Annotated in this window: 13 protein-coding genes and 1 pseudogene; 3 read left to right on the forward strand and 11 right to left on the reverse strand. The window is 60.3% G+C overall.

Annotated features, from left to right (window positions below; genetic code table 11):
- Positions 1-154: 154 nt before the first annotated feature.
- A pseudogene (locus KI797_RS16665) lies at positions 155-226 on the forward strand (transcription/translation regulatory transformer protein RfaH); the annotation flags it as partial.
- Positions 227-378: 152 nt separating this feature from the next.
- Here the strand turns inward: KI797_RS16665 and KI797_RS16670 are convergent.
- The 4 genes from KI797_RS16670 to KI797_RS16685 form a co-directional block, all read right to left on the reverse strand.
- Complete coding sequence (locus tag KI797_RS16670; protein WP_226170199.1) at positions 379-2355, reverse strand: HAMP domain-containing methyl-accepting chemotaxis protein; 1977 nt, start codon at positions 2353-2355, stop codon at positions 379-381.
- Positions 2356-2392: 37 nt separating this feature from the next.
- Complete coding sequence (locus tag KI797_RS16675) at positions 2393-3604, reverse strand: EAL domain-containing response regulator (RefSeq protein ID WP_182786288.1); 1212 nt, start codon at positions 3602-3604, stop codon at positions 2393-2395.
- On the reverse strand, positions 3597-7862 hold the full coding sequence (locus KI797_RS16680) for a transporter substrate-binding domain-containing protein (RefSeq protein ID WP_226170201.1): 4266 nt from the start codon (positions 7860-7862) through the stop codon (positions 3597-3599). Before KI797_RS16680 ends, KI797_RS16675 begins: the two co-directional genes overlap by 8 nt.
- Before the next feature lie 217 nt (positions 7863-8079).
- Positions 8080-8583, reverse strand: a complete 504-nt coding sequence (locus KI797_RS16685) for an EAL domain-containing protein (RefSeq protein WP_226170203.1) — start codon at positions 8581-8583, stop codon at positions 8080-8082.
- A 126-nt stretch (positions 8584-8709) separates the two neighbouring features.
- Between KI797_RS16685 and KI797_RS16690 the strand changes: the two genes are divergently transcribed.
- Positions 8710-9660: an IS1595-like element ISKpn3 family transposase gene (locus tag KI797_RS16690; RefSeq protein WP_005342491.1), complete on the forward strand. Its 951-nt coding sequence runs from the start codon at positions 8710-8712 to the stop codon at positions 9658-9660.
- Between the two features lie 498 nt (positions 9661-10158).
- On the opposite strand, the gene KI797_RS16695 is transcribed toward KI797_RS16690, so the two are convergent.
- From KI797_RS16695 to arcB, 4 genes are all read right to left on the reverse strand, one after another.
- Entirely contained in the window at positions 10159-11145 is a 987-nt protein-coding gene (locus tag KI797_RS16695) for an IS5-like element IS5 family transposase (RefSeq protein WP_226173156.1), read from the reverse strand.
- Positions 11146-11902: 757 nt separating this feature from the next.
- Positions 11903-12106: a hypothetical protein gene (locus tag KI797_RS16700; protein ID WP_182786292.1), complete on the reverse strand. Its 204-nt coding sequence runs from the start codon at positions 12104-12106 to the stop codon at positions 11903-11905.
- Positions 12107-12398: 292 nt separating this feature from the next.
- Complete coding sequence (dgt, locus tag KI797_RS16705; RefSeq protein WP_226170207.1) at positions 12399-13769, reverse strand: dGTPase; 1371 nt, start codon at positions 13767-13769, stop codon at positions 12399-12401.
- Between the two features lie 33 nt (positions 13770-13802).
- Positions 13803-16115 (reverse strand): aerobic respiration two-component sensor histidine kinase ArcB, encoded by a 2313-nt coding sequence (arcB, locus tag KI797_RS16710; protein ID WP_182786296.1) that lies wholly within the window; start codon positions 16113-16115, stop codon positions 13803-13805.
- Positions 16116-16317: 202 nt separating this feature from the next.
- Here arcB and KI797_RS16715 point away from each other — a divergent pair, with 202 nt between their 5' ends.
- On the forward strand, positions 16318-17316 hold the full coding sequence (locus tag KI797_RS16715; protein WP_182786298.1) for a DUF2860 family protein: 999 nt from the start codon (positions 16318-16320) through the stop codon (positions 17314-17316).
- A 68-nt stretch (positions 17317-17384) separates the two neighbouring features.
- On the opposite strand, the gene KI797_RS16720 is transcribed toward KI797_RS16715, so the two are convergent.
- The 3 genes from KI797_RS16720 to KI797_RS16730 form a co-directional block, all read right to left on the reverse strand.
- On the reverse strand, positions 17385-18080 hold the full coding sequence (locus tag KI797_RS16720) for a DUF3334 family protein (RefSeq protein ID WP_226170210.1): 696 nt from the start codon (positions 18078-18080) through the stop codon (positions 17385-17387).
- 118 nt (positions 18081-18198) lie between these two features.
- Positions 18199-18645, reverse strand: a complete 447-nt coding sequence (locus KI797_RS16725; protein WP_226170212.1) for an HIT domain-containing protein — start codon at positions 18643-18645, stop codon at positions 18199-18201.
- A 66-nt stretch (positions 18646-18711) separates the two neighbouring features.
- A complete protein-coding gene (locus KI797_RS16730) occupies positions 18712-19323 on the reverse strand; it encodes a DUF2057 domain-containing protein (RefSeq protein WP_226170215.1) in 612 nt (203 codons plus the stop codon).
- Positions 19324-19348: the final 25 nt, after the last annotated feature.

Raw genomic sequence — 19348 nt, forward strand, 5'->3', positions numbered from 1 at the left:
TAGACGGCGTCGGCAGCGAGAAGCGCTCCATCCCTGCTGGTCAGCCTGCTCAATCAGGAGACCAGCAGCAGCTTCGACAACCAGGCCTTCCGGCGACTGGACTGACCCGGATTCCGGCATCTAGACGGCGTCGGCAGCGAGAAGCGCACCATCCCTGCTGGTCAGCCTGCTCAATCAGGAGACCAGCAGCAGCTTCGACAACCAGGCCTTCCGGCGCCTGGACTGACCCTTAATAGACATCGCTGGCGAGAAGCGCCCCACCCCTGCTGGTGAGCCTGCCAGGAGACCAGCTGCAGCGTCGACCACCAGGCACTGGAAACAAAACGGGGCAGGCCCATCGGCCTGCCCCGTTTTTATGCCGCTGCACCGCTCTCCTCCTCAGGCATCCAGCGCAAAGCGGCTGATGGCCGTGGTCAGTCGGTTCGTCTCCCGGGTCAGTCTGGCGGCGATCAGCTCGCCCTGTTGACTGTGCTCGCTGGACTGGTGGCTGAGCCCGGCGATCTCCTCCACGGTGCCAGCCACCTCCTGCGCCACTCTCGACTGCTGCTCGGTCGCGGTGGCGATGGCGGCAAGCTGGTCACTGAGATCCTGCACCAGCGTCGACATAGCCGCCAGTGTCTCGCTCGCCGAGACCACGGCGCCCCGGCCTTGCTCCACCAGCAGGGTACCGCTGCCCACGGTATCGGCCGTCTGCCGGGTCTGTTGCTGGATGCTGGCGATGGTCTGGTTGATCTCCGCCGTCGACTCGCTGGTGCGGCTGGCCAGCAGGCGCACCTCGTCCGCCACCACGGCAAACCCCCTGCCCTGCTCTCCCGCGCGCGCCGCCTCGATGGCGGCATTGAGCGCCAGCAGATTGGTCTGCTCGGCGATGGTGGCGATCACCTCGGTGACGCGACCCACCTGCTCGCTCTGGCTGCTGAGCAGCGTCATCGCCTGATTCGCCTGGGTGATCATGGCGGCAATCTGCGCCATGGTGGTACTCATGCGGGCAAGAGCCTGTTCCCCCTGTTTGGCCTGTCGCTCGGTCTGACGCGCAGCGCCAGCCGCATCGGCGATGTTCCCCGCCACGTCCCGGGTGCTGGCCGACATCTGCTCTATGGCGGCCGCAACCGTATCCAGCCGCTGATTCTGGCTCGCCAGATCGTCCACTATGGCGTTGGTGGTCAGTCCCACCTCGCGACCGGCCCCCTCCACCTGCGCCACGGCCCCCTGGATCTCCCCCACCAGCTGGCGCAACTGGGTCGACATCCGGTTGATGGAGCCCGTCAACCCGCCCAGCTCATCCTGGCGCAGCACCGGCAACGGCTCCCTCGGCAGACGGCCATCGGCGACCAGCCCGGCACGGCTCACCAGGCTGGCGATGTCACGGGTCAGGCGACGACTGAACAGCAGGGCCACCAGGGTGCCGAGCAGGATGACGCTGGTGGTTGCCAGCAGCAGGGTGCGGTGGATGGTCTGACTGGCGCCGGCCATCTTGCCCGCTATCTTCTCCACTTCCCCCCGGGTCTGGGTCACCTGGCTTGCCAGCTGGTCGGCGAGTCGGGTCAACGCAGGTTCTATGTCGGTGGCCATCAGGTGGTTGGCCTGATCCCAGTCCGGCGCCTGTCGTCTGGCGATCACCTGCCCGACCAGCTCGGCAAAGGGAGCCGACATCTCCTCAAAGAGCGTCCACAGACCCTTCTGCGCCTCGGTGAAGTTGGCCTGTTGCTGTTTCAGCTCGGCCACTCGCTGCAGGTGGAACTGGTAGTAGTCCTGGTACTTGTCCAGGTACTCCTTGTCCCCGGAGATGAGGAAGTCCCGCAGGGCGGAAAGCGCATTGGCCAGCCCGTTGTAGGCATCCCCCACCTGCTTGAGCTGCAGGCGGCGATCGCCGGGCAGCGTCATCTGGGGGGTCGCCACCTCTTCGTTGGCAATGGATTGCAGTTGATCGAGGGCCGCCTCCGCCAGGGGGCCTGCCTCCAGCAGCATCAGGGTGTGGGCCGGCAGGTTGTCTTCGGTATGGGCCAGGGCCCACACCTTCTCCTGCGCCTCCTTGAAACTCTTGAGGGACCGGGTCAGGGCGGGTGTGAACCCCTGCTGCTCGATGGCCTGCCAGGCCGCCTCCCACTCCTGCTTGATGCGCGCACCTTGCGCGGGATCCTTGCCGAGGATGAGGTAGGCCCGCAGGGAGGAGACGGTGGCGATCAGGGCTTTCTGGCTCGCCTCGTCCCGTTGCAGGGCGGGCAGGGCCTGGGCCAGCAGGGTCTCCTGGGACGCTTCAATCCGGCCGAGCTGATGGTAGACAAGGGCGGAGGAGAGGATGATGAGCAGATTGATAAAACAGAAGCTCAACAACAGCTTGCTTGATATTTTCATGACCATCCTTGTGTCGCAGCGGGCATCCTGCCCTTGATTAGCGCCCGATCAATGCGGGCAATCGTTCGCACCAGGTGTCATGCCAGACGAGCAACTCCTCGCGTGGCATGGGGCGGGCGGAGAAGAATCCCTGGCACTGATCGCACCCCAGCCTGGCCAGCAGCCGCCAGGTGGCCTCATCCTCGACCCCCTCTGCCACCGATTTTAACCCCAACTTGCGCGCCAGTTCGATACTGGATTCGATGATGGCGAGGCGGGAGGGATCCTCATAGCAGCGATCGACGAAGGATCTGTCCAGCTTCAGCTCGGTGAACGGCAGCAGGGCGAGCTGCTGCATGGAGGAGTAGCCGGTGCCGAAGTCGTCGATGGAGAGGCCGAAGCCGTGCATCCGCAAGCGGGTCAGCACCTCCAGCGACTTGCCGAGATCCTTGACGAAGGCACTTTCTGTCACTTCCAGTGTGATGAGCTCGGGGTTGATGCTCCAGCGCTGGCAGTGATTGAGCAGGGTATTGCACAGATCCCCCTCGATCAGCGAGGTGGTGGAGAGGTTCATCGACAGGTTGAGGGAGAGTCCTGTCTTCTCCCACAGATGACCGTCGCGCAGGGACTTGCCGATGATCACCTCGGTCAGCGGATCCATGAGCCCGTTGTGCTCCGCCAGCGGGATGAAGCGGGCCGGCGAGATGAGCCCATATTCGGGATGCTGCCAGCGGGCAAGCGCCTCCATGCCGACCCACTGACCATTTTCAAAGCTCACCTTGGGCTGATACCAGGGCAGCAACTGATCATGCTCCAGGGCCCGACACAGTTCATCCAGGCTCAGGTTGTGACCGTCCTCCTCCTGGCTGCGCACCTGCTGGGGCTGCCAGGCGCCGATCAACTGCGCGATCTGCTGATGGCTCGCGGGTTTGTCGATACGCCCCAGCACCTGCAGGCCGTAGGCACGGCTCATGCGCAGTACGGCGTCGACCACATCGTCCTCCAGTGCGCTGCACAGCACTATGCCGCCGCGAAAACCGCCCAAAGAGAGGCGACGCAGCAGGGCCATGCCATCCATGCCGGGCATCCGCAAATCGCAAAACAGGATGTCGACCTGGTGGTGCTGGCACTGGGCCAGTGCCTCCTCCCCGTCCTGAGCCTCCAGCAGGTTAGCGTAGCCAAGTCCGCGGATCTGATGCATCAGGGCCTTGCGCTGGAAGTTGTGATCCTCCACCACCATGATCACCCACTCATGCCGTGCACTATTCATCGAGCCATAACCCCGTTTCACCTCTGATAGAGTCCATCAATGCCTGTACCGTCTGACTCAGCTCGCCGAGCCTGTCCAGCTGCTTCAACCTGGCCGCCGCCTCCAGTCGGGCAGCCTCCTCCGCCAATGCCTGCTGTCCCACCATGCGAGCGGCCCCCTTGATGCGATGCGCCGTCTCCACCAGCGCCTGGGTATCCTGTCGGGCCAAAGCCAGCATCATGTCCTCACCATCTTGCCGATTGGCCTCCAGATATTCGCTGGCCATGCTGCGAGCCACCGCCTCCTCCCCAAACAGGGTCAACCAGCTGATGCCCGACGCCTGGGCCCTGGCTTGTAGGGGGGCCACTGACTCATGCTGCAGCGCCAGAGCCGGCAACCAGCGAGCCAGAGTCTGACGCAAGGTCTCCAGGCTGTAGGGCTTGAACAACATGTCGTTCATGCCCGCCTCCCGCATCTGCTGACCGGCCTCCTCCGAGGTGTCGGCGGTGACGCCTATGATGGGCGCCTCGTCACCGGCCGCCCGCAGGGTGCGTGTCAGGGTATAATCATCCATCACCGGCATGTGGCAGTCGGTCAGCAACAGGGTAAATCCCTGCCCCTGCCAGGCGCGAAGCGCCTGTTCCCCATCATCCACCACCTCGGACTCGAGCCCCAGGATGGCGAGCTGACGGGTCAGCAGCGCACGGTTGACGGGATGATCGTCCGCCACCAGCACTCTGCCCTTGAGCTTATCCCCCTGTATCTGTATCGGCCGACGGGATCGCTCGCTCGACAGTTGGCGACAGGTCTCCAGCAGCAGGTCGGGATAGATGGGCGACTGGCCGAGCCGCCACCAGGCGTCGCTGCCCATACGGCCGCGCAGTGCTTCGTGGGGGGAGAGTACTATGCCCTTGAGCGAAGACTGCTGCAAATACTGCAACCAGCCACCACCGAAAACCTGCTCCATATGACCCTCTTGCGCCAGCAGGTAGCCATCCAGAGGCTGGTGCCACTGGTCGGCGGTCAGTCGGTGGAGTCTGGCGCCGAGTTGTTCCATCACCGACTGCACCACCTCGTCCTCACCGCACCACCACCACACCTGGCCGGCCAGCGGCGGCGCATCCCACTGACACTCGGACAGGGGCATCGCGAAAGTCACCGTGGTGCCCACCCCCGCCTCGCTCGCCAGCGTCAGGCTACCACCCATCTTCTGGGTCAGCTGATGGCAGATGGCGAGCCCAAGCCCGGTGCCGCCAAAGCGCCGGTTGATGTCGGACTCCACCTGCTTGAACGGGATGAACAGGTTGTCCTGCTTCTCCCGGGCGATGCCTATTCCCGTATCCCGTACCTGCAAGCTCAATCGATGGTCGTGGTAGCTCACCCGGATGGCAATTTCCCCCGCCTCGGTAAACTTCACCGCATTGCTCAGCAGATTGGAGACAACCTGGCCCACCCGCACCGCATCCATGCTCGCCTGATCCGGCACCTCCCGCCCCCACGTCAGCGCCACATTGAGTCCCTTGCCATAGGCCAGGGCGGCATGCCCCCGGATGACGTCACAGATGACCGAGGTCAGTCGGCAAGGATGGGGGTGCAATTGCAACTGCCCCGCCTCCATCTTGGAAAAGTCCAGGATGTCGTTCACCAGATAGAGCAGGTGATTGGTGGAGGTCGAGATGTTGCGCAGCATGTAGCGCTGATCGTCATCGAGATGGCTCATCTGCAACAGCTCCAGCATGCCGTGCATGCCGGAGATGGGGGTGCGCAACTCGTGGCTCATGGTGGCGAGGAACCGGCTGCGCACCCGGGTCGCCTCCTCCGCCACCCGCCTCGCCTGGCGCAGCTCCAGCTCCTGGCGTTTCAGGTTCGTGATGTCCTGCACCACCCCGTTCAGGATGACGCCCTCGATCCCCTCCTGTCGCACGAAGTGACCCCGGATCTGCAGGTAACCCGATTGCCCCTGGCGCTGGATCTCCACCTCGAGATCCAGCGGTTTCATGGCCCTGGCATGCTCCTCGACAGTGTCAACGAAGTCCTGATGGGCCTGCCCCGCCAACCCGAGAATCGTGGCTCCGGTGCTTGCCGTCTGCACCGGTTCATCTTCATAGCCCACTATCTCTCTGAGGCCCTGGGAGGTGTAGAGGAAGTGCCCATTGCCCGGCCCCAGCCAATGGTACTGGTAAACCAGGCCCGGCATGCTGTCGGTGATCTGGGTGAGTCGGGTCTGGGCCTCCTGGGCCGCGAACCGCGCCTGTTCCAGCTCGGTCACATCGGTCAGCACGGTCAGGATCCCGAGTCGCTTGCCGCCGGGGCCGACGAACAGGCGCTTGGTGTAGATCATCTGATGTTCGACACCGTTGGCAAGCTGGATCTCGCCGCGGCCATGGAGCTCCTCGCCACTCTCCCAGACCCTGGCATCCTCCTCGATCACCCTGGCCCGGATGGCCTCCGGCAGCCTGTCCTGGAGCAATCGCTCATACGAGCCGTTCAGGTTCTCGCCCCCCAGGAACATCTGCCGATACGCCAGATTGGTCATCGCAATTTCATAGCGCTCATTGGTCAGCACCACCTGATTAGGCAGGGCATCGAGCATCATCTGGACAAACATCAATTGCTCTTCGAGCCGCCGCTCCGCCTCCCGCCGCTGGCTGATCTGGCGGCGCAGGGTCCGGTTCCAGCCCACGAACAGCAGCAGAAAGAGCACGAAGATGCCCCCGCCTAGGGTGGACCAGAGCAGCACCTTGTCGGGATCCAGCCCCGTCTGTATGGTCAGGGAGAGCCACTTCTTCTCCAGGGCGGTCAGCTCCGCCGGCGAAATGGAGAGCAACACCTTGGTCAGGATCTGCTGCAACATGGGATCCTGCAGATGGGTTGCCATGGCGATGGGAACCCGCAGTTCGTTGCCGGAGAAGACCACCTGATAACGGTCGCTGAATCCCTTCTTCAACGACTCTTCCAGGGTGGTCATGCTCATCAGCACGTAGTCGACCTGCTGCCGATCCAGCTGGGGCAGCAACTCGGGATCGCTCGCGACCGCAACGGGCTCGGCCCCCACCTCGGTCAGCAGCGTTTTTTCCACCGAGCCCCCCACCATGCCCACCCGGTGTCCCTTCAGCGCCCTGGGGTTGGTCAGCTCGGCCATGCCTCGCCTCGCCACTATCACCCGGTTGAGAGAGGCATAGTTCGGCGTGAAACGGGCAAACCGCTGTCGTTCGGCGGTCGGTGTCATGGCCGGGATGACATCCAGCTTGCGAGCCTGAAACAGATCCAGGGTCTGGGCCCAGCTTCGGGTCTGTACCAGGGTGAACTGTAGACCCGCGCGCTGGTTCATCATCGCCAGCAGATCGGCAATGAGCCCCTTGAGCCTGCCCCGATCGTCAATCTCGCTCATGCCGGGCCAGTCAGGGGCGACCCCGTACCTGATCACCGGATGCGCTTGCAGCCACGCCTGCTCCTGCGCGTTGAAGACAATCTCCCTGTTCCCTTTCACCAGGGCATAGTCGACGATGCCGCCAGCTTCCAGGATGCCGCGACGCTCCAGCGGGGAGATGTCCTCAAGGGCCCGGTCCAGCAGCCCCTGCAGTACCTCGCCCCCAGGGGCGACCGCCATGGCGAGCGAGGTATCCCTCATCCAGTCCACCGTGGTCAACGTCATGCCCGCCATGGCTTGCAGGCGGCTCAGCATGGGCAACTCGGCCAGATAGGCGTCCGCCTGCCCCTCCTTGAGCATGAAGATCGCTTCATCCCGGCTGTCCACCGTCACCAGGTTCGAGATGCCGAGTCGCAGCAACTCATCGCAAGCGCTGACACCGAAGACGCAGACCCAACGCACCCCATAGGCCTCCTCCAGGGAGAGACTGTCCCGTCCTCCGGTCAACAGGACGGCGCGCGGCAGCGCCATCAACGCGGAGGTAAACAGCATCTGCAGCTTGCGTGTCGGGCTCGGTGCCACGCCGATCACCATGTCGACCTTGCCATCCAGCAATGCCTGCTGGACCCCTGCATTGTTGGCATAGGCCTGGTAGCGCAGCTTGAGCCCCAGCCTGCTTGCTATCTGGGAGGCAAATTCATCCAGAGGGCCGGTGAAGTTGCCCCGGCCATCGGTATAGACATAGGGAGGCCAGGCCGTCGCCGGCATGCCGACCACCAGCTCGTCATGGACGGCGATCCACTGCTGTTCGGCTGGCGTGAAGGTGCTTCTGTCCAGTTGCGTCGAGGCCGCCATCACCACCAGGCTACAGCAGGTCAACCAGCACAACAGGATGAGACGGTAAAACATTGTTAGTTCCTAATAAAGCGAGGGCGATAGCAGGTCAGAATCTCAGGGCTGGGTGAGAACACTGCGAGTAAAAATAAAGCCAGGCTCTTACCTTACTTGAAAATGTCGCGTTTTCGCGCAGGTCAGGGGTCCTTCCCTGAGCATTGTTACAATACCACCAGGCAGCAGTGCCGCATGAGTGGTTTCTTGATATCAAAAATCCAGGAGATTGCCATATTCAGTGACAGGGATAGGCACAGCAATACGTTCCCTGACCCAACATAAATCCATTGCTGACAGCGAAGGCGAAATGCTCTTTATGTTCAAGACCATGCACTATGGTTTGCTCACCGCCCCATGCATTGAGTATGCGTCTTAGCTCAGTAGCATCCCCCCTGCTAAATGCAGCTTCAAAAAAATTGCTGTCTATCTTTACCCCATCAATATATGGGTGAAAGGATTTTGACATCTGCAATGAAGGCCATTCATCATCAGCAATCATCCAGAATCGCACGCCTAATGACTTGAGTTTTATAATATTATCCAGCGCAATGCCGGACGACTCGTTCATGATCGTCTGCATCTTCACGCCAACATTGACTCTGAATTGAAAAACAAATGGAATAAAGTCTTTCCATGCCGATCTGGTATCCAGCAAACTAGCTGCAGCATCAATAAACAACGCTCGATAGGACAATGCATCCTGCCGATTCAATTTTTGAAAGAACTCCAGTTGTCGCATAAAAGACATTCTTTCATCGCTGTGATTGTTGAGCACACTCCCATTGTTTTTCCTGATTACCCATGATTAGCAGTCAGTTACCACGAACTATACTGATCTTACGTACAGTTATCGAGGTGCGAGATCATGGCCAAAAGCAAAATCCAATTCCAGAAAGGCTACAGCCTGTTTGAGTTTCTCAAGGACTATGGCACTGAGGCTCAGTGCGAAAACGCGCTGTTCACTTGGCGTTTTCCTAACGGCTTTGTCTGCCCTGAATGTGCCAACAAGACCTGTTGTCGCCTGAGAAGGCGGCCACGTGTGTGGCAATGCAATCACTGCCGTCACCAGATGTCATTGACTGGAAACACGATTTTCGCAAACACCAAGCTCCCACTGACCAAGTGGTTTCTGGCAATGCACCTGTTGTCACAAACCAAAACAGGCTTGTCAGCGATGGAGCTAAAGCGCCAGTTGGGCGTCAAATATGACACCGCCTGGATGCTCAAGCACAAGCTGCTGCAAGCCATGAAAGAGTCCGATGACAAGCAGCCCATCAGCGGCATCATTCAGCTCGATGATGTCTACTGGGGTGGCGAGCGCCGTGGTGGCAAACGGGGTCGGGGCGCGGCAGGCAAGACGCCGTTTGTGGCAGCAGTGGCCCTGAACAAGGAAGGACATCCAATCAAGATGCGGATGACGGTGGTCGATGGTTTCAAAACCAAGTCCGTTGCTGATTGGGCAAAACGGCATATTGCCAGTGGTAGCGCGGTGATATCCGATGGATTGGCCTGTTTCAAAGCGGTCAAGGAGGCCAATTGTGAGCACCTGGGTGTTGTCACCGGGGGCAACCTGGACTGGCTGGATCATCCGGCATTCAACTGGGTAAACACGATGATAGGAAATGTGAAAAACTCGCTGCGGGGCAGTTGCCATACGCTCGGAGCGAAGCATTTACCAAGGCATCTTGCGGAATACTGCTTCCGGTTTAATCATCGTTTTGACCTCAAGAGCATGTTGGTTGAATTGGGGCATGCAGTCGTGGCAAGCCCTCCGATGCCATATCGGCTCTTGAAGCTGGCTGAGGGTCATGGGTAATCAGGTTGTTTTTTAGGATGCGTTGCTTGATTTCAAAAGAAAAGACATCGCCGCTATTGAAATTAACTATCGGTGTTAATGTATGCCTAACAGAGCCAGGGCATTGGCTGATTGCCATAGTCATCAAATTCCTCCATCTCAAACCTTGCAAGACGTGGATAAAACATGCCTCAACTTGACCAAGGTAACTATGTGCCGGCAATCAAGGTCCGTTTTTATCACTATGCTCCTGATCCCAGAAAGGGGCACCTGCACCGTATCTTCACATGCGGTTAGTTCACGCCTGAGATGGATTGGCAATGTGTCTCTGAAAATCAGGTAGCCACGGTTTCTTGTCAAAGATATGAGCTAAGGAAGGTGCGAATAAGCGGGGAAATTCTTCTCGGCTGACTCAGTCATTTCATCTCTTCATGTTTGAGCCGATTTTTTCTCCCGTAAATGCCTTGAATCAGCCTATTTAGACCGTTTCTTCGCCATTTAAGGCGCTATTCCCAGTTTTTAGTGAGATCTCTCCCGCCGCCACTGACGTATCATTTGGTCCGCCCGAAACAGGTTGGCCAGCGTGAATAACATCGCCAGTTGGTTATCGTTTTTCAGCAACCCCTTGTATCTGGCTTTCACGAAGCCGAACTGTCGCTTGATGATGCGAAATGGGTGCTCCACCTTGGCCCGGATGCTGGCTTTCATGTATTCGATGTTGATGGCCGTTTTGTTCTTGCGTGGATGCTGTTTCAAGGTTCTTACCTTGCCGGGGCGCTCGGCGATCAGCCAGTCCACATCCACCTCGGCCAGCTCCTCGCGCTGTGGCGCCCCTTGGTAGCCGGCATCGGCTGAGACAAATTGCTCCTCTCCATGCAGCAGATTACCCAGCTGATTGAGGTCATGCTCGTTGGCCGCGGTGGTGACTAGGCTGTGGGTCAGGCCACTCTTGGCATCGACACCAATGTGGGCCTTCATGCCAAAGTGCCACTGATTGCCTTTCTTGGTCTGATGCATCTGCGGATCGCGTTGCTGCTCTTTGTTCTTGGTCGAGCTGGGTGCCTCAATGATGGTGGCATCGACCAAGGTGCCTTGAGTCATCATGACGCCTGCTTCGGCCAGCCAGCGATTGATGGTCTTGAACAATTGGCGGGCCAGTTGATGCTGCTCCAGCAGGTGGCGGAAATTCATGATGGTGGTGCGGTCCGGCAAGGCGCTATCCAGGGATAACCGCGCAAACAGACGCATGGAGGCGATTTCGTACAGAGCATCTTCCATCGCGCCATCGCTCAGGTTGTACCAATGCTGCATGCAGTGAATGCGTAGCATCGTTTCCAGCGGATAAGGTCGCCGGCCATTACCAGCCTTGGGGTAAAACGGCTCGATGACTTCCACCATGTTTTGCCATGGCAGAATCTGCTCCATGCGGGACAAGAAAATCTCTTTTCTGGTCTGACGGCGCTTACTGCTGAATTCACTGTCGGCGAAGGTGAGCTGATGACTCATGATGAACCCTTTTTCATGGCTCCAGATGACAAACATGATCTCATATCAGGGACTTGTTCGCACCTTCCCTAATTCATTTCTCTGTTTCCATATTTATGATGCGGTGGTACAACCCGCCGGCACATTCACTGGATAACATCACGTGACTTCTCAAGTCGATGACAATGTTTTTCTGTATTCTTCAAGTACAACGCTTTTCTCCGACCTTGAGTGCCCTCGAACCATGCAAAGGGATGCTCATCATTCGAGCAAACCACTGTACGGAAACTGAACGAATGACCAGATGGCGACCCTGAATAGAAAAGATGCATTATGATCCACATAATTCACACCAATTTAAATGACAAATAAATCAAAACAACAAAAAAATTTAAATATCGATGAAAAACAAATACATAAAGGAAAATCAAACAGAAGAAAGCCCCGAACGAGACGAGTTTATAATCTGAAAACCAAGTATTGAAAGTATAAAAAACCTTTTGTTAAAGAGTTACCCGCATTAAGAAACATAAATACAACAGTGAGCGCACTCGATGCTTGTCGGTGTCACATGGTTTGAAGAGGTCATTCTGGAAACCGTCATCTGCGATCGGAATGAATTTCATAGCGAGGTATATCTCACCGAAAGATTTATCTTCCTCTGAGATTGCTTTATACCGATGTGGGCCGTGCTGCGAATGATGACGGCTTCTATCAGAAAAGAAAAATGGCAGGCCCGGGCCTGCCATCCACAAGTCGGGGGCCGAAGCCCCTCGCCTCAGGTTATTCGATTCCCGAGTCGGAAACCGGTTTGAAACTCCCGCTCACGGACATGAGCGACCTGCACATTGTGCCCTTCCAGCCCGATGTCTTTGAGCAGGGCGGGAGAGAGATGCAGATAGCTGACGCGACGTTCCAGCCGGGTGATCCGTTTTTGAACCAGGGTTTCGACGTGGCGCAGCAGGGTGAGTTCGATAGACATAATATTCTCCAGTTGAACGAGCGGTTCTCCCGGAGAGAGGACATCACCCTGCGGGACAACCGCGGGTGATGAAAAGGCAGGTGTTACCTGTTCCCTCCACGCGGTAAATAAAGAGCACGAGTCTTCGCGCTGCCATTGCAGCGAGCGAACGCAACGTTGAGCATGGAATGTTGCATGATCGTCTCCTTACCGTGTGAAAGTTGAACAAGTTGCCACAGTTTAAAAAAACACCGAATTTTACGCAATATCACCCCCACCCATATGGGTGGAATGCGGCCACAGCCGGCCCCGGTCAAATCCCGGACAACAGCCTGAACTCCTCAAGCGCATAGGTATCCGTCATGCCGCTGACGTAGTCGAGCAAGAGCCGCACCCTGTAGTACCACTCCTGCTCGCAACCCTTGTCGAAGCGCGGATCCCGGCTGGCCACCGCCAGCCGGTATGCCTTGAGATGGCGGGCCGACAAGCGGTGGAACAGCCGCCGGGCAAAGAACAGCTCACTCCCGCCGTTGCCGGCCAGCAACCGCTCGAACTGCGCGGCCGGCAGTGCCAGCAGGCAGGAATAGGTGGAAAGCACCCCACGCAGGGCGGCATGGCCTTCCAGCTCCAGCGCCTCCACCTCGGGGCGCATGAAGACCTGCTCGCGGGCCACACGTTTGAGGGTATCCAGCACTCTGGCAGCCGGTGCCTGACCGTGCAAGAGCGCCCTGGGGTAGGCGCCGCTCAGGATAGCCTCGTGGTCGCTCACATAGGTGTGGGCCGCGAGCGCCACCAGATCCCGGGTCAGATGCTGGCGGAAATGGGGGAAGAAGCCCCTGCCGGAGGCCAGCGCCTCCTCGAGCAGGCTGGCCATGTAGTCCCCCTCATCGGCACCGCGCAGCGCCACCAGCAGCTCGCCCTGGGTGAGGATGCGTCTGTCGACCGCATCCTCCAGATCGGCGATGCAGTAGGAGATGTCGTCCGCCGCCTCCATGATGTAGACCAGCGGATGCCGGCATCCCGGCGCCAGCCCCAGACTCTGGCCGAGGGCGCGATAGAGGGGTTGCTCGCTGAAGAAGATGCCGCGCTTGCTGGTCCAACCATGGTGCTGGCCATAGCCCTGGGGATTGTGCAACAGGGGCTGCTGCGGGTATTTGCACAGGGCCGCCAACTGGCCCAGGGTCAGGTTCATCTCGTGCAGACTGTGCACCAGTCGCAGGCTCTGGGCATTGCCGTCAAACACCAGCAGGTCCTGGCGAAGCTCGGCCCACTGCGGGCTCGGCAGCTGATCATGGGCGCTGGCAAACAGCTCATCCAGCGACTGTGCCAGCCACTGGCTCATCACCTGCTCGCCGAAGTGGCCGAACGGCGGGTTGCCGACGTCGTGCAGCAGGCAGGCCATCTCCACCAGGTTGATAAAGGCCCCTTCGCAGACGGTGCCCGCCGGCAGGGCCGCCAGGATGCGCCTGCTGATCTGGCGACCCGTCTCCTGCACCTCCAGGGAGTGGGTGAGACGGCTGCGCACCGAGGCCTTCACATCGAGCGGAAAGACCTGAGTCTTCTGCTGCAGGCGGCGCACCGGCGCGGCCTGCACGATGCGAGCGCGATCCTGCTCGGTCGCCTCCAGCAGCTCTTCGCTGCCCCAGGGGTGAATGCGCGCCGGGGTAATCAAACGGCTATACATGGTGCGGCTCCTTGCCAGCGACGTCCGTCAGGTTCACGACAACAACCAGCGCCGCAAGCGGGCGATATCGCCGGGGTATTCACGGCGCAGCGTCTCAATCCAGTCCTCCACGTTTTCCCACCAGGCGGGGTGATCCGGGCTCTGGATAAGCTGGGCTGTCTGCTGCAGGCGGCGCAAGCCGATGGAGCCCGCAGCCCCTTTTATCTTGTGCGCCTCCTCCACCACGCCGGCCTGATCCCTGGCAATCATGTTGGAATCGAGCACCGCCATGTAGTCCGGCATCATCTTCTCGAACAGATCCACGCTGGAGAGCAGCACCGGCTTGCCGACCGTACTGGCGTAATCGGTGAGGAAGGGCAGATCCAGCAGCGCATCCTGATTGCCCGCGTCCGCCTGATCAAAGGCCTCGTCGTCGGCGAGATCCGCAAACAGATGACCTATCACCTCCCGCACGGCCTTGGAGCCGAGCGGCTTGTTGATCACATCCTGCATGCCGTGATCCCGGTAGTACTGGCGATCGCCGGTGGCGTTGGCGGTGAGCGCCACCATGGGGGGCAGGCTGTCGCCATAACGCGCCAGCAACTGGGCCGCCACGTCGAAGCCAGTCATGTCCGGCAGCTGGATGTCCAGCAGGATGAGGTCGAAGTCATCCGGGTTGGCCATGGCCAGCGCCTGAGTACCGTCCCGCGCCACCTGCACCTGATGACCCAGCTTGTTGAGCAGGGCGCAGGCGACGGTGACGTTCAGCTCCACATCCTCCACCAGCAGGATATCCAGGGAGGGCATCTCGGGCTCGACTTCCGCGACCTGAGGTGCCACACAATCCACCTCCAGCTCGGCGGTGAAGCAGGAACCCTCACCCGGGTCACTGTCCACGTAGAGCTGGCCACCCATCGCCTGCACCAACTGACGGGAGACCGCCAACCCAATGCCGGTGCCGGTAGCGTGCTTCTTGCCCTGCACCTGATAGTACATGGCGAAGATCTTCTCCTGCTGGGCGCGCGGGATGCCGACCCCGGTGTCTTCCACCTCGAAGTGCAGCGCCAGCTTGCCCGGTTCATCGGCGGCGTGGGCGAGGCAACGCACCGTCACGCCACCCTCGTCGGTGAATTTGACCGCATTGCCCACCAGGTTCCACAACACCTGGCGCAGCCGGGTGCCGTCCGCCATCACGAACTGCGGCATGTCGCCATCCCGATCGAAGTGCAGGTAGAGCCCCTTCTGCTCCGCCTGGATGCGCGACAGCATCTCCAGCTCGTCGAGGAAGGCGGGCAGGTCCATGGGGGCAGGTGCTATCTCGAGGCGGCGGCGATCCAGTTTGTCGAGATCGATGATGTCATTGAAGATGTTGCCGAGCGTCACCGCGCTCAGGTGGATGGTCTTGAGCTGCTGCTGCCGCTTGGCATCCAGCGGCGTGTCCATCAGCATGCGGCTCAGTCCCACTATGCCGTTGAGGGGGGTGCGCAGCTCATGGCTGATGGTGGAGATGAAGGTGGTCTTGTCCCGGCTCGCCTTCTCCAGTTTGTCCTGATACTGCTTGCGCTCTGTGATGTCGCGGCCAAAGCCGAGCAGACCGAGCCGCTTGCCGAAGCGGTCGAAGAAGGGCACCTTGCGCAGCTCGAAGTAGGCCTTGCGGCCATCGGGGTACTCCAGCCACTGCTCGTAAGTGAGCGGCTCGTTGCTGGCGAAGACCTGCTTGTCGGTCTCCACCACCTTGCTGGCGATGTCGTGCTTGTAGACGTCGAACGGCGTCAGCCCGATGAGCTCGGCCTCCACCTTGCCGGTCAGCTCCTCCATGGCGCGGTTGCAGCCGGAGAACTGCTCGTCCTCGTTGCGGTAGTAGACCAGGTCCGGAGAGCAGTCGATGAAGGAGCGCAACAGGGCGGTACGCTCCCCCAGGTGCAACTGGGCCTTCTCCCGCTGGAACACCTCGTTCTCCAGATCCTCGATGGCTTGCTGGCGCAGGGTCTCGGCCCGGTTGGTCTCGGCTATCTGGGCATTGAGGCGGCTGATGTTCTCCTGCAGCTGGCTGTTGAGCTCGAGATCGCGCTCGCGCATGTCCTGCAGCTTGCGCACCATGCGGGTCAGCCGCTGGCGGGAGTCCTCCAGCTGATCCACCACGATGGAGAGGAAATAGACGGCCCAGGGGGTCACCAGCAGGCCGAAGAAGACAGAGCGCACCAGGTCGACGATGTCCACGGTACCGCGCAGAAACAGGGTCACCCCCATCTGGATGGAGACCGCCAGCACTATGATGGCGGTCGCCAGGAACATGCTGAAGCGCACCAGTCCCAGCTTGGTCATCAGGTCGACATAGTATTGCGCCCAGGATTTGATTTGCTTCATCTCGTTGTTTTCTCCCCGTTATTGCGCAAACAGAATACCAGTACGGCGCCCTGAACTCTTGCCCGTTGCACCTTAAATTATTGATTAACGTCACACTCCGACTGGGGTAGCATGCCTGCCATGAGTCAGTCAGCTCCGGTTCAGCCAAGGATCCCGAGCCGCACTGCCACCCTTGTCATCCCTTGTGTCAGGAGCACACCCCATGCGCAATCATGTCCTGTTGAGTCTTGGTCTGCTAGCCGCCAATGCCGCCCACGCCGATCTTGGCGAGATCCCCAGAGAGTCCGGCTGGTCCGGTTTCCTGCTCGGCGGGGTCAATGTGGTCAGCTACGAGTCCAACTTCTACGCCGGCGATGACAACCACAGTCGTATCAACGACCTCGGCTCTCCCGACAGCGAGAGCGGCCTGACGCCGCTCATCAACGCCGACATCCGCTATACCTTTGCCGACACCCGCACCCAGGTGTTCCTCGGCAACCTGATCCAGGATGCGGTGCGCTTCGACTTCACCCAGCAGCTGGGCCTGCGCCAGGAGATGGGCGACAAGGGCATAGTGGCCACCTCCCTGGTGTTCAACGCCATGCCGGTGGAGCTGTGGAGCGATCCCTTCGCCACCAAGGTAGATCGCAGCTCGACCGACGTGAAGTCGAAGGGCGTGCGCTTTGCCTGGGACAAGATCTGGGGCAGCCACTTCTACGGCACCCTTACCACCCGGGAAGTGGATCTGGACGAGGAGCGCAGCGGTCAGCAGTATGACCAGACCCACGGCACCCAGTATGCCGCCATGCTGAATCGCAACGGCAAGGTGCACGACATGGCGCTCTCCTACCAGTTCCACTTCGGCGGCAACCAGTTGCTGGAGCCGGCGATCCTCTACAAGCAGGCCAGGCTCGACGGCAGTGCCGAGAGCTTCGACAACACAGGGTTGCAGCTGACTTACGCCAAGCGGGGCCCGCAATGGTCCATTGTCAGCAACCTCTATGCCGGCAAGCGCAAGTATGACGAGGCAAATCCCCTGTTCGGCCAGCGTGCCGATGCAGACGAGTTCGCCATCAACGGCACCTTCTTCTGGCACAACCTGTTCGGGGTCAAGGCCCTGGCCGCGACCTTCACCGCCGCTTACTCAGGCGCCGACTCCGACATCGACTTCTACGATACCCAGGCCACCCGCTTGAGCACCGGCCTGCTCTACAACTTCTAAGCCAAACCCTGTCGAAAACAGCGAGGCCACCCCAGGGGTGGCCTCGTTTTTTTCGCTTCCTGACTGCCTTAGATGCCGAGGGAGTCCAGCAGATCGTCGTGCTCGTTGCTCGCCGGGGCGACCGCCTGCGCCGGCTTGGCCGCCGCCAGCTTGGCCTGGGCGATCAGCTCGTCCGGGTCGACCTCCTCCTGCACGCCACCATCGTGGATCCGGATAAACTCGGTCCTGTCCATGGCCAGCTCCAGATAGAAGATATTGTTGCTGGCGGTGAAGAAGGTGACCCTGCGGGTCTCGGGGTTGTCGAGGTTGGTGTCGACGCTCAGCATCACCTGCTTGTTGAGGGCCAGCATCTTGGGCTGGTTCTGGGTGATGTGGGTCTGCAACTCGCGCCCCACCTTGGTGGTGAAGCTGCCGACGATCTGGTTCATCAGCTCGCCCATGACGTTGCTCACCTCGTCCGAGGTGTGGGAGATGGCGAGATCCTCCTTGGAGAGCCCCATGCTCAGCATGTAGCGCTCGTAGAGCTCCATGGCCGCGGCGGCGGAGAAGTTGATCACCACCAGCCCGGAGAAGCCGCCGTCGAACAGCACGAAGCAGCCGATGTCCGGCTTGAGGCAGGTCTTGCTGATCCGTTGCACCATGCCGGAGAAGCGCACCTGGGTCTGGGTCGCCGCACTCAATACGCTCGTCACCGAATTGCACAGGCTCAGCAGCACGTCCTCTGTGGTCAATACGGCATCATCCTCGGATCTTGTCACTATCATGGAACCTTCCTGCTGATCGAAAAAATAGGCTTGTCTGTGTCAGCGCCCATGTCATCACGCACGGGCGCGAGACGCTAACAGATTGCGTGATCCCGGTGTTGAAACCGCGAGCGGCCTCTCACTTGACCGTATTGTCAGTGACAAACGGCTGAAATTCCCCCAGGGCGGCCAACCGGGCTCGCCAGTTATCGGCCTGCAGTCGCAAATCTTGCGCCTGATAGGGGATCGCGGGGTGTGCTCCCCAGATGGGGCCTGGCCATGCGGCGTCGGTACTGAAGCGGGCCACGTGATGCAGATGCAGCTGGGGCACCAGGTTGCCGAGCGCCGCCACGTTGATCTTGTCCGGATTGAGCGCGTGCTCCATCAGGGTGGCGACGGCGCAGGACTCCCGCATCAGCTGTTGCTGCTGCTCGGGAGGTAGATGGTGGATCTCCCGCAGCCCGGCGACCCTGGGCACCAGGATGAGCCAGGGGTACTGGCTGTCTTTGGCCAGCAGCACGCGGCAAAGGGGGAGATCCCCGAGTATCTGGGTATCCGCCTGCAGGCGGGGATGCAGTTCAAACATGGGGCCTCGCTGGTCAACATGGGCACGGAGATGAGTGTGCCCACGTTACTGCAACGGGGGGCAAACTTAAAGCCGGGGCACGGCCCAACCGATGAAGCGCTTGCGAAGTTCGGGATCCGCCTGCAGGAAGAGCCGCTGCAGTTGCCCCTCCAGCTCGCTGGCAGGGACTGAAGGGGCCTGGGCCGCCGTGGTCGCCACGGCGCCGGCCGCCAGCACCGCCTTGCCCGTGCCGCGGTTGTACTCCATCAACCTGGCGTGCCAGTCCATGCCGATCTGCATGCCGTTGACCACCAGGGCCTCCTGCTGCACCTTCAGGGGCTTGTCCCCCACCAGCAGACTCACGACCGGCGCCTTGGCGTAGCGCTCCATGCCTTTCTCGTCGGTGGGCACCGCGGCCTGCAGGCGCACCGACTGGCCTCTGGCCTCATAGCGGATCACCTGAGGCTCGGAGCGGATCTGGCGATCGTTGTCGCTGCTGTTGCGACTCGGGATCACCCCCTCATAGCGCACCAGCAACTGCTGCGCCCCGTCGGCCAACACCCCATGCCGCTCGTCCTGCACCTTGCCGTCGCTCACCGCCAGGATCTGGAAATCCCCGGGGACCTCGACCCTGACCTCGGCCTGCACCGCGCCAGCACACAACAACATGACCCCAACCCAACCCTGATGACCCTTCATTCCAGTCTCTCTCTGCTCGCTATGA

Source organism: Aeromonas media (assembly GCF_020423125.1).
Taxonomy (GTDB): domain Bacteria; phylum Pseudomonadota; class Gammaproteobacteria; order Enterobacterales; family Aeromonadaceae; genus Aeromonas; species Aeromonas media.

What these genes read in the sequence shown, in the direction of transcription:
- KI797_RS16685 (WP_226170203.1), bottom strand. Translation starts at nt 8,583, where the DNA reads ATGCGACAACTGGAGTTCTTTCAAAAATTGAATCGGCAGGATGCATTG.
- KI797_RS16720 (WP_226170210.1), bottom strand. Translation starts at nt 18,080, where the DNA reads ATGATAGTGACAAGATCCGAGGATGATGCCGTATTGACCACAGAGGAC.
- KI797_RS16680 (WP_226170201.1), bottom strand. Translation starts at nt 7,862, where the DNA reads ATGTTTTACCGTCTCATCCTGTTGTGCTGGTTGACCTGCTGTAGCCTG.
- KI797_RS16695 (WP_226173156.1), bottom strand. Translation starts at nt 11,145, where the DNA reads ATGAGTCATCAGCTCACCTTCGCCGACAGTGAATTCAGCAGTAAGCGC.
- KI797_RS16715 (WP_182786298.1), top strand. Translation starts at nt 16,318, where the DNA reads ATGCGCAATCATGTCCTGTTGAGTCTTGGTCTGCTAGCCGCCAATGCC.
- arcB (WP_182786296.1), bottom strand. Translation starts at nt 16,115, where the DNA reads ATGAAGCAAATCAAATCCTGGGCGCAATACTATGTCGACCTGATGACC.
- dgt (WP_226170207.1), bottom strand. Translation starts at nt 13,769, where the DNA reads ATGTATAGCCGTTTGATTACCCCGGCGCGCATTCACCCCTGGGGCAGC.
- KI797_RS16725 (WP_226170212.1), bottom strand. Translation starts at nt 18,645, where the DNA reads ATGTTTGAACTGCATCCCCGCCTGCAGGCGGATACCCAGATACTCGGG.
- KI797_RS16675 (WP_182786288.1), bottom strand. Translation starts at nt 3,604, where the DNA reads ATGAATAGTGCACGGCATGAGTGGGTGATCATGGTGGTGGAGGATCAC.
- KI797_RS16730 (WP_226170215.1), bottom strand. Translation starts at nt 19,323, where the DNA reads ATGAAGGGTCATCAGGGTTGGGTTGGGGTCATGTTGTTGTGTGCTGGC.
- KI797_RS16690 (WP_005342491.1), top strand. Translation starts at nt 8,710, where the DNA reads ATGGCCAAAAGCAAAATCCAATTCCAGAAAGGCTACAGCCTGTTTGAG.
- KI797_RS16700 (WP_182786292.1), bottom strand. Translation starts at nt 12,106, where the DNA reads ATGTCTATCGAACTCACCCTGCTGCGCCACGTCGAAACCCTGGTTCAA.
- KI797_RS16670 (WP_226170199.1), bottom strand. Translation starts at nt 2,355, where the DNA reads ATGAAAATATCAAGCAAGCTGTTGTTGAGCTTCTGTTTTATCAATCTG.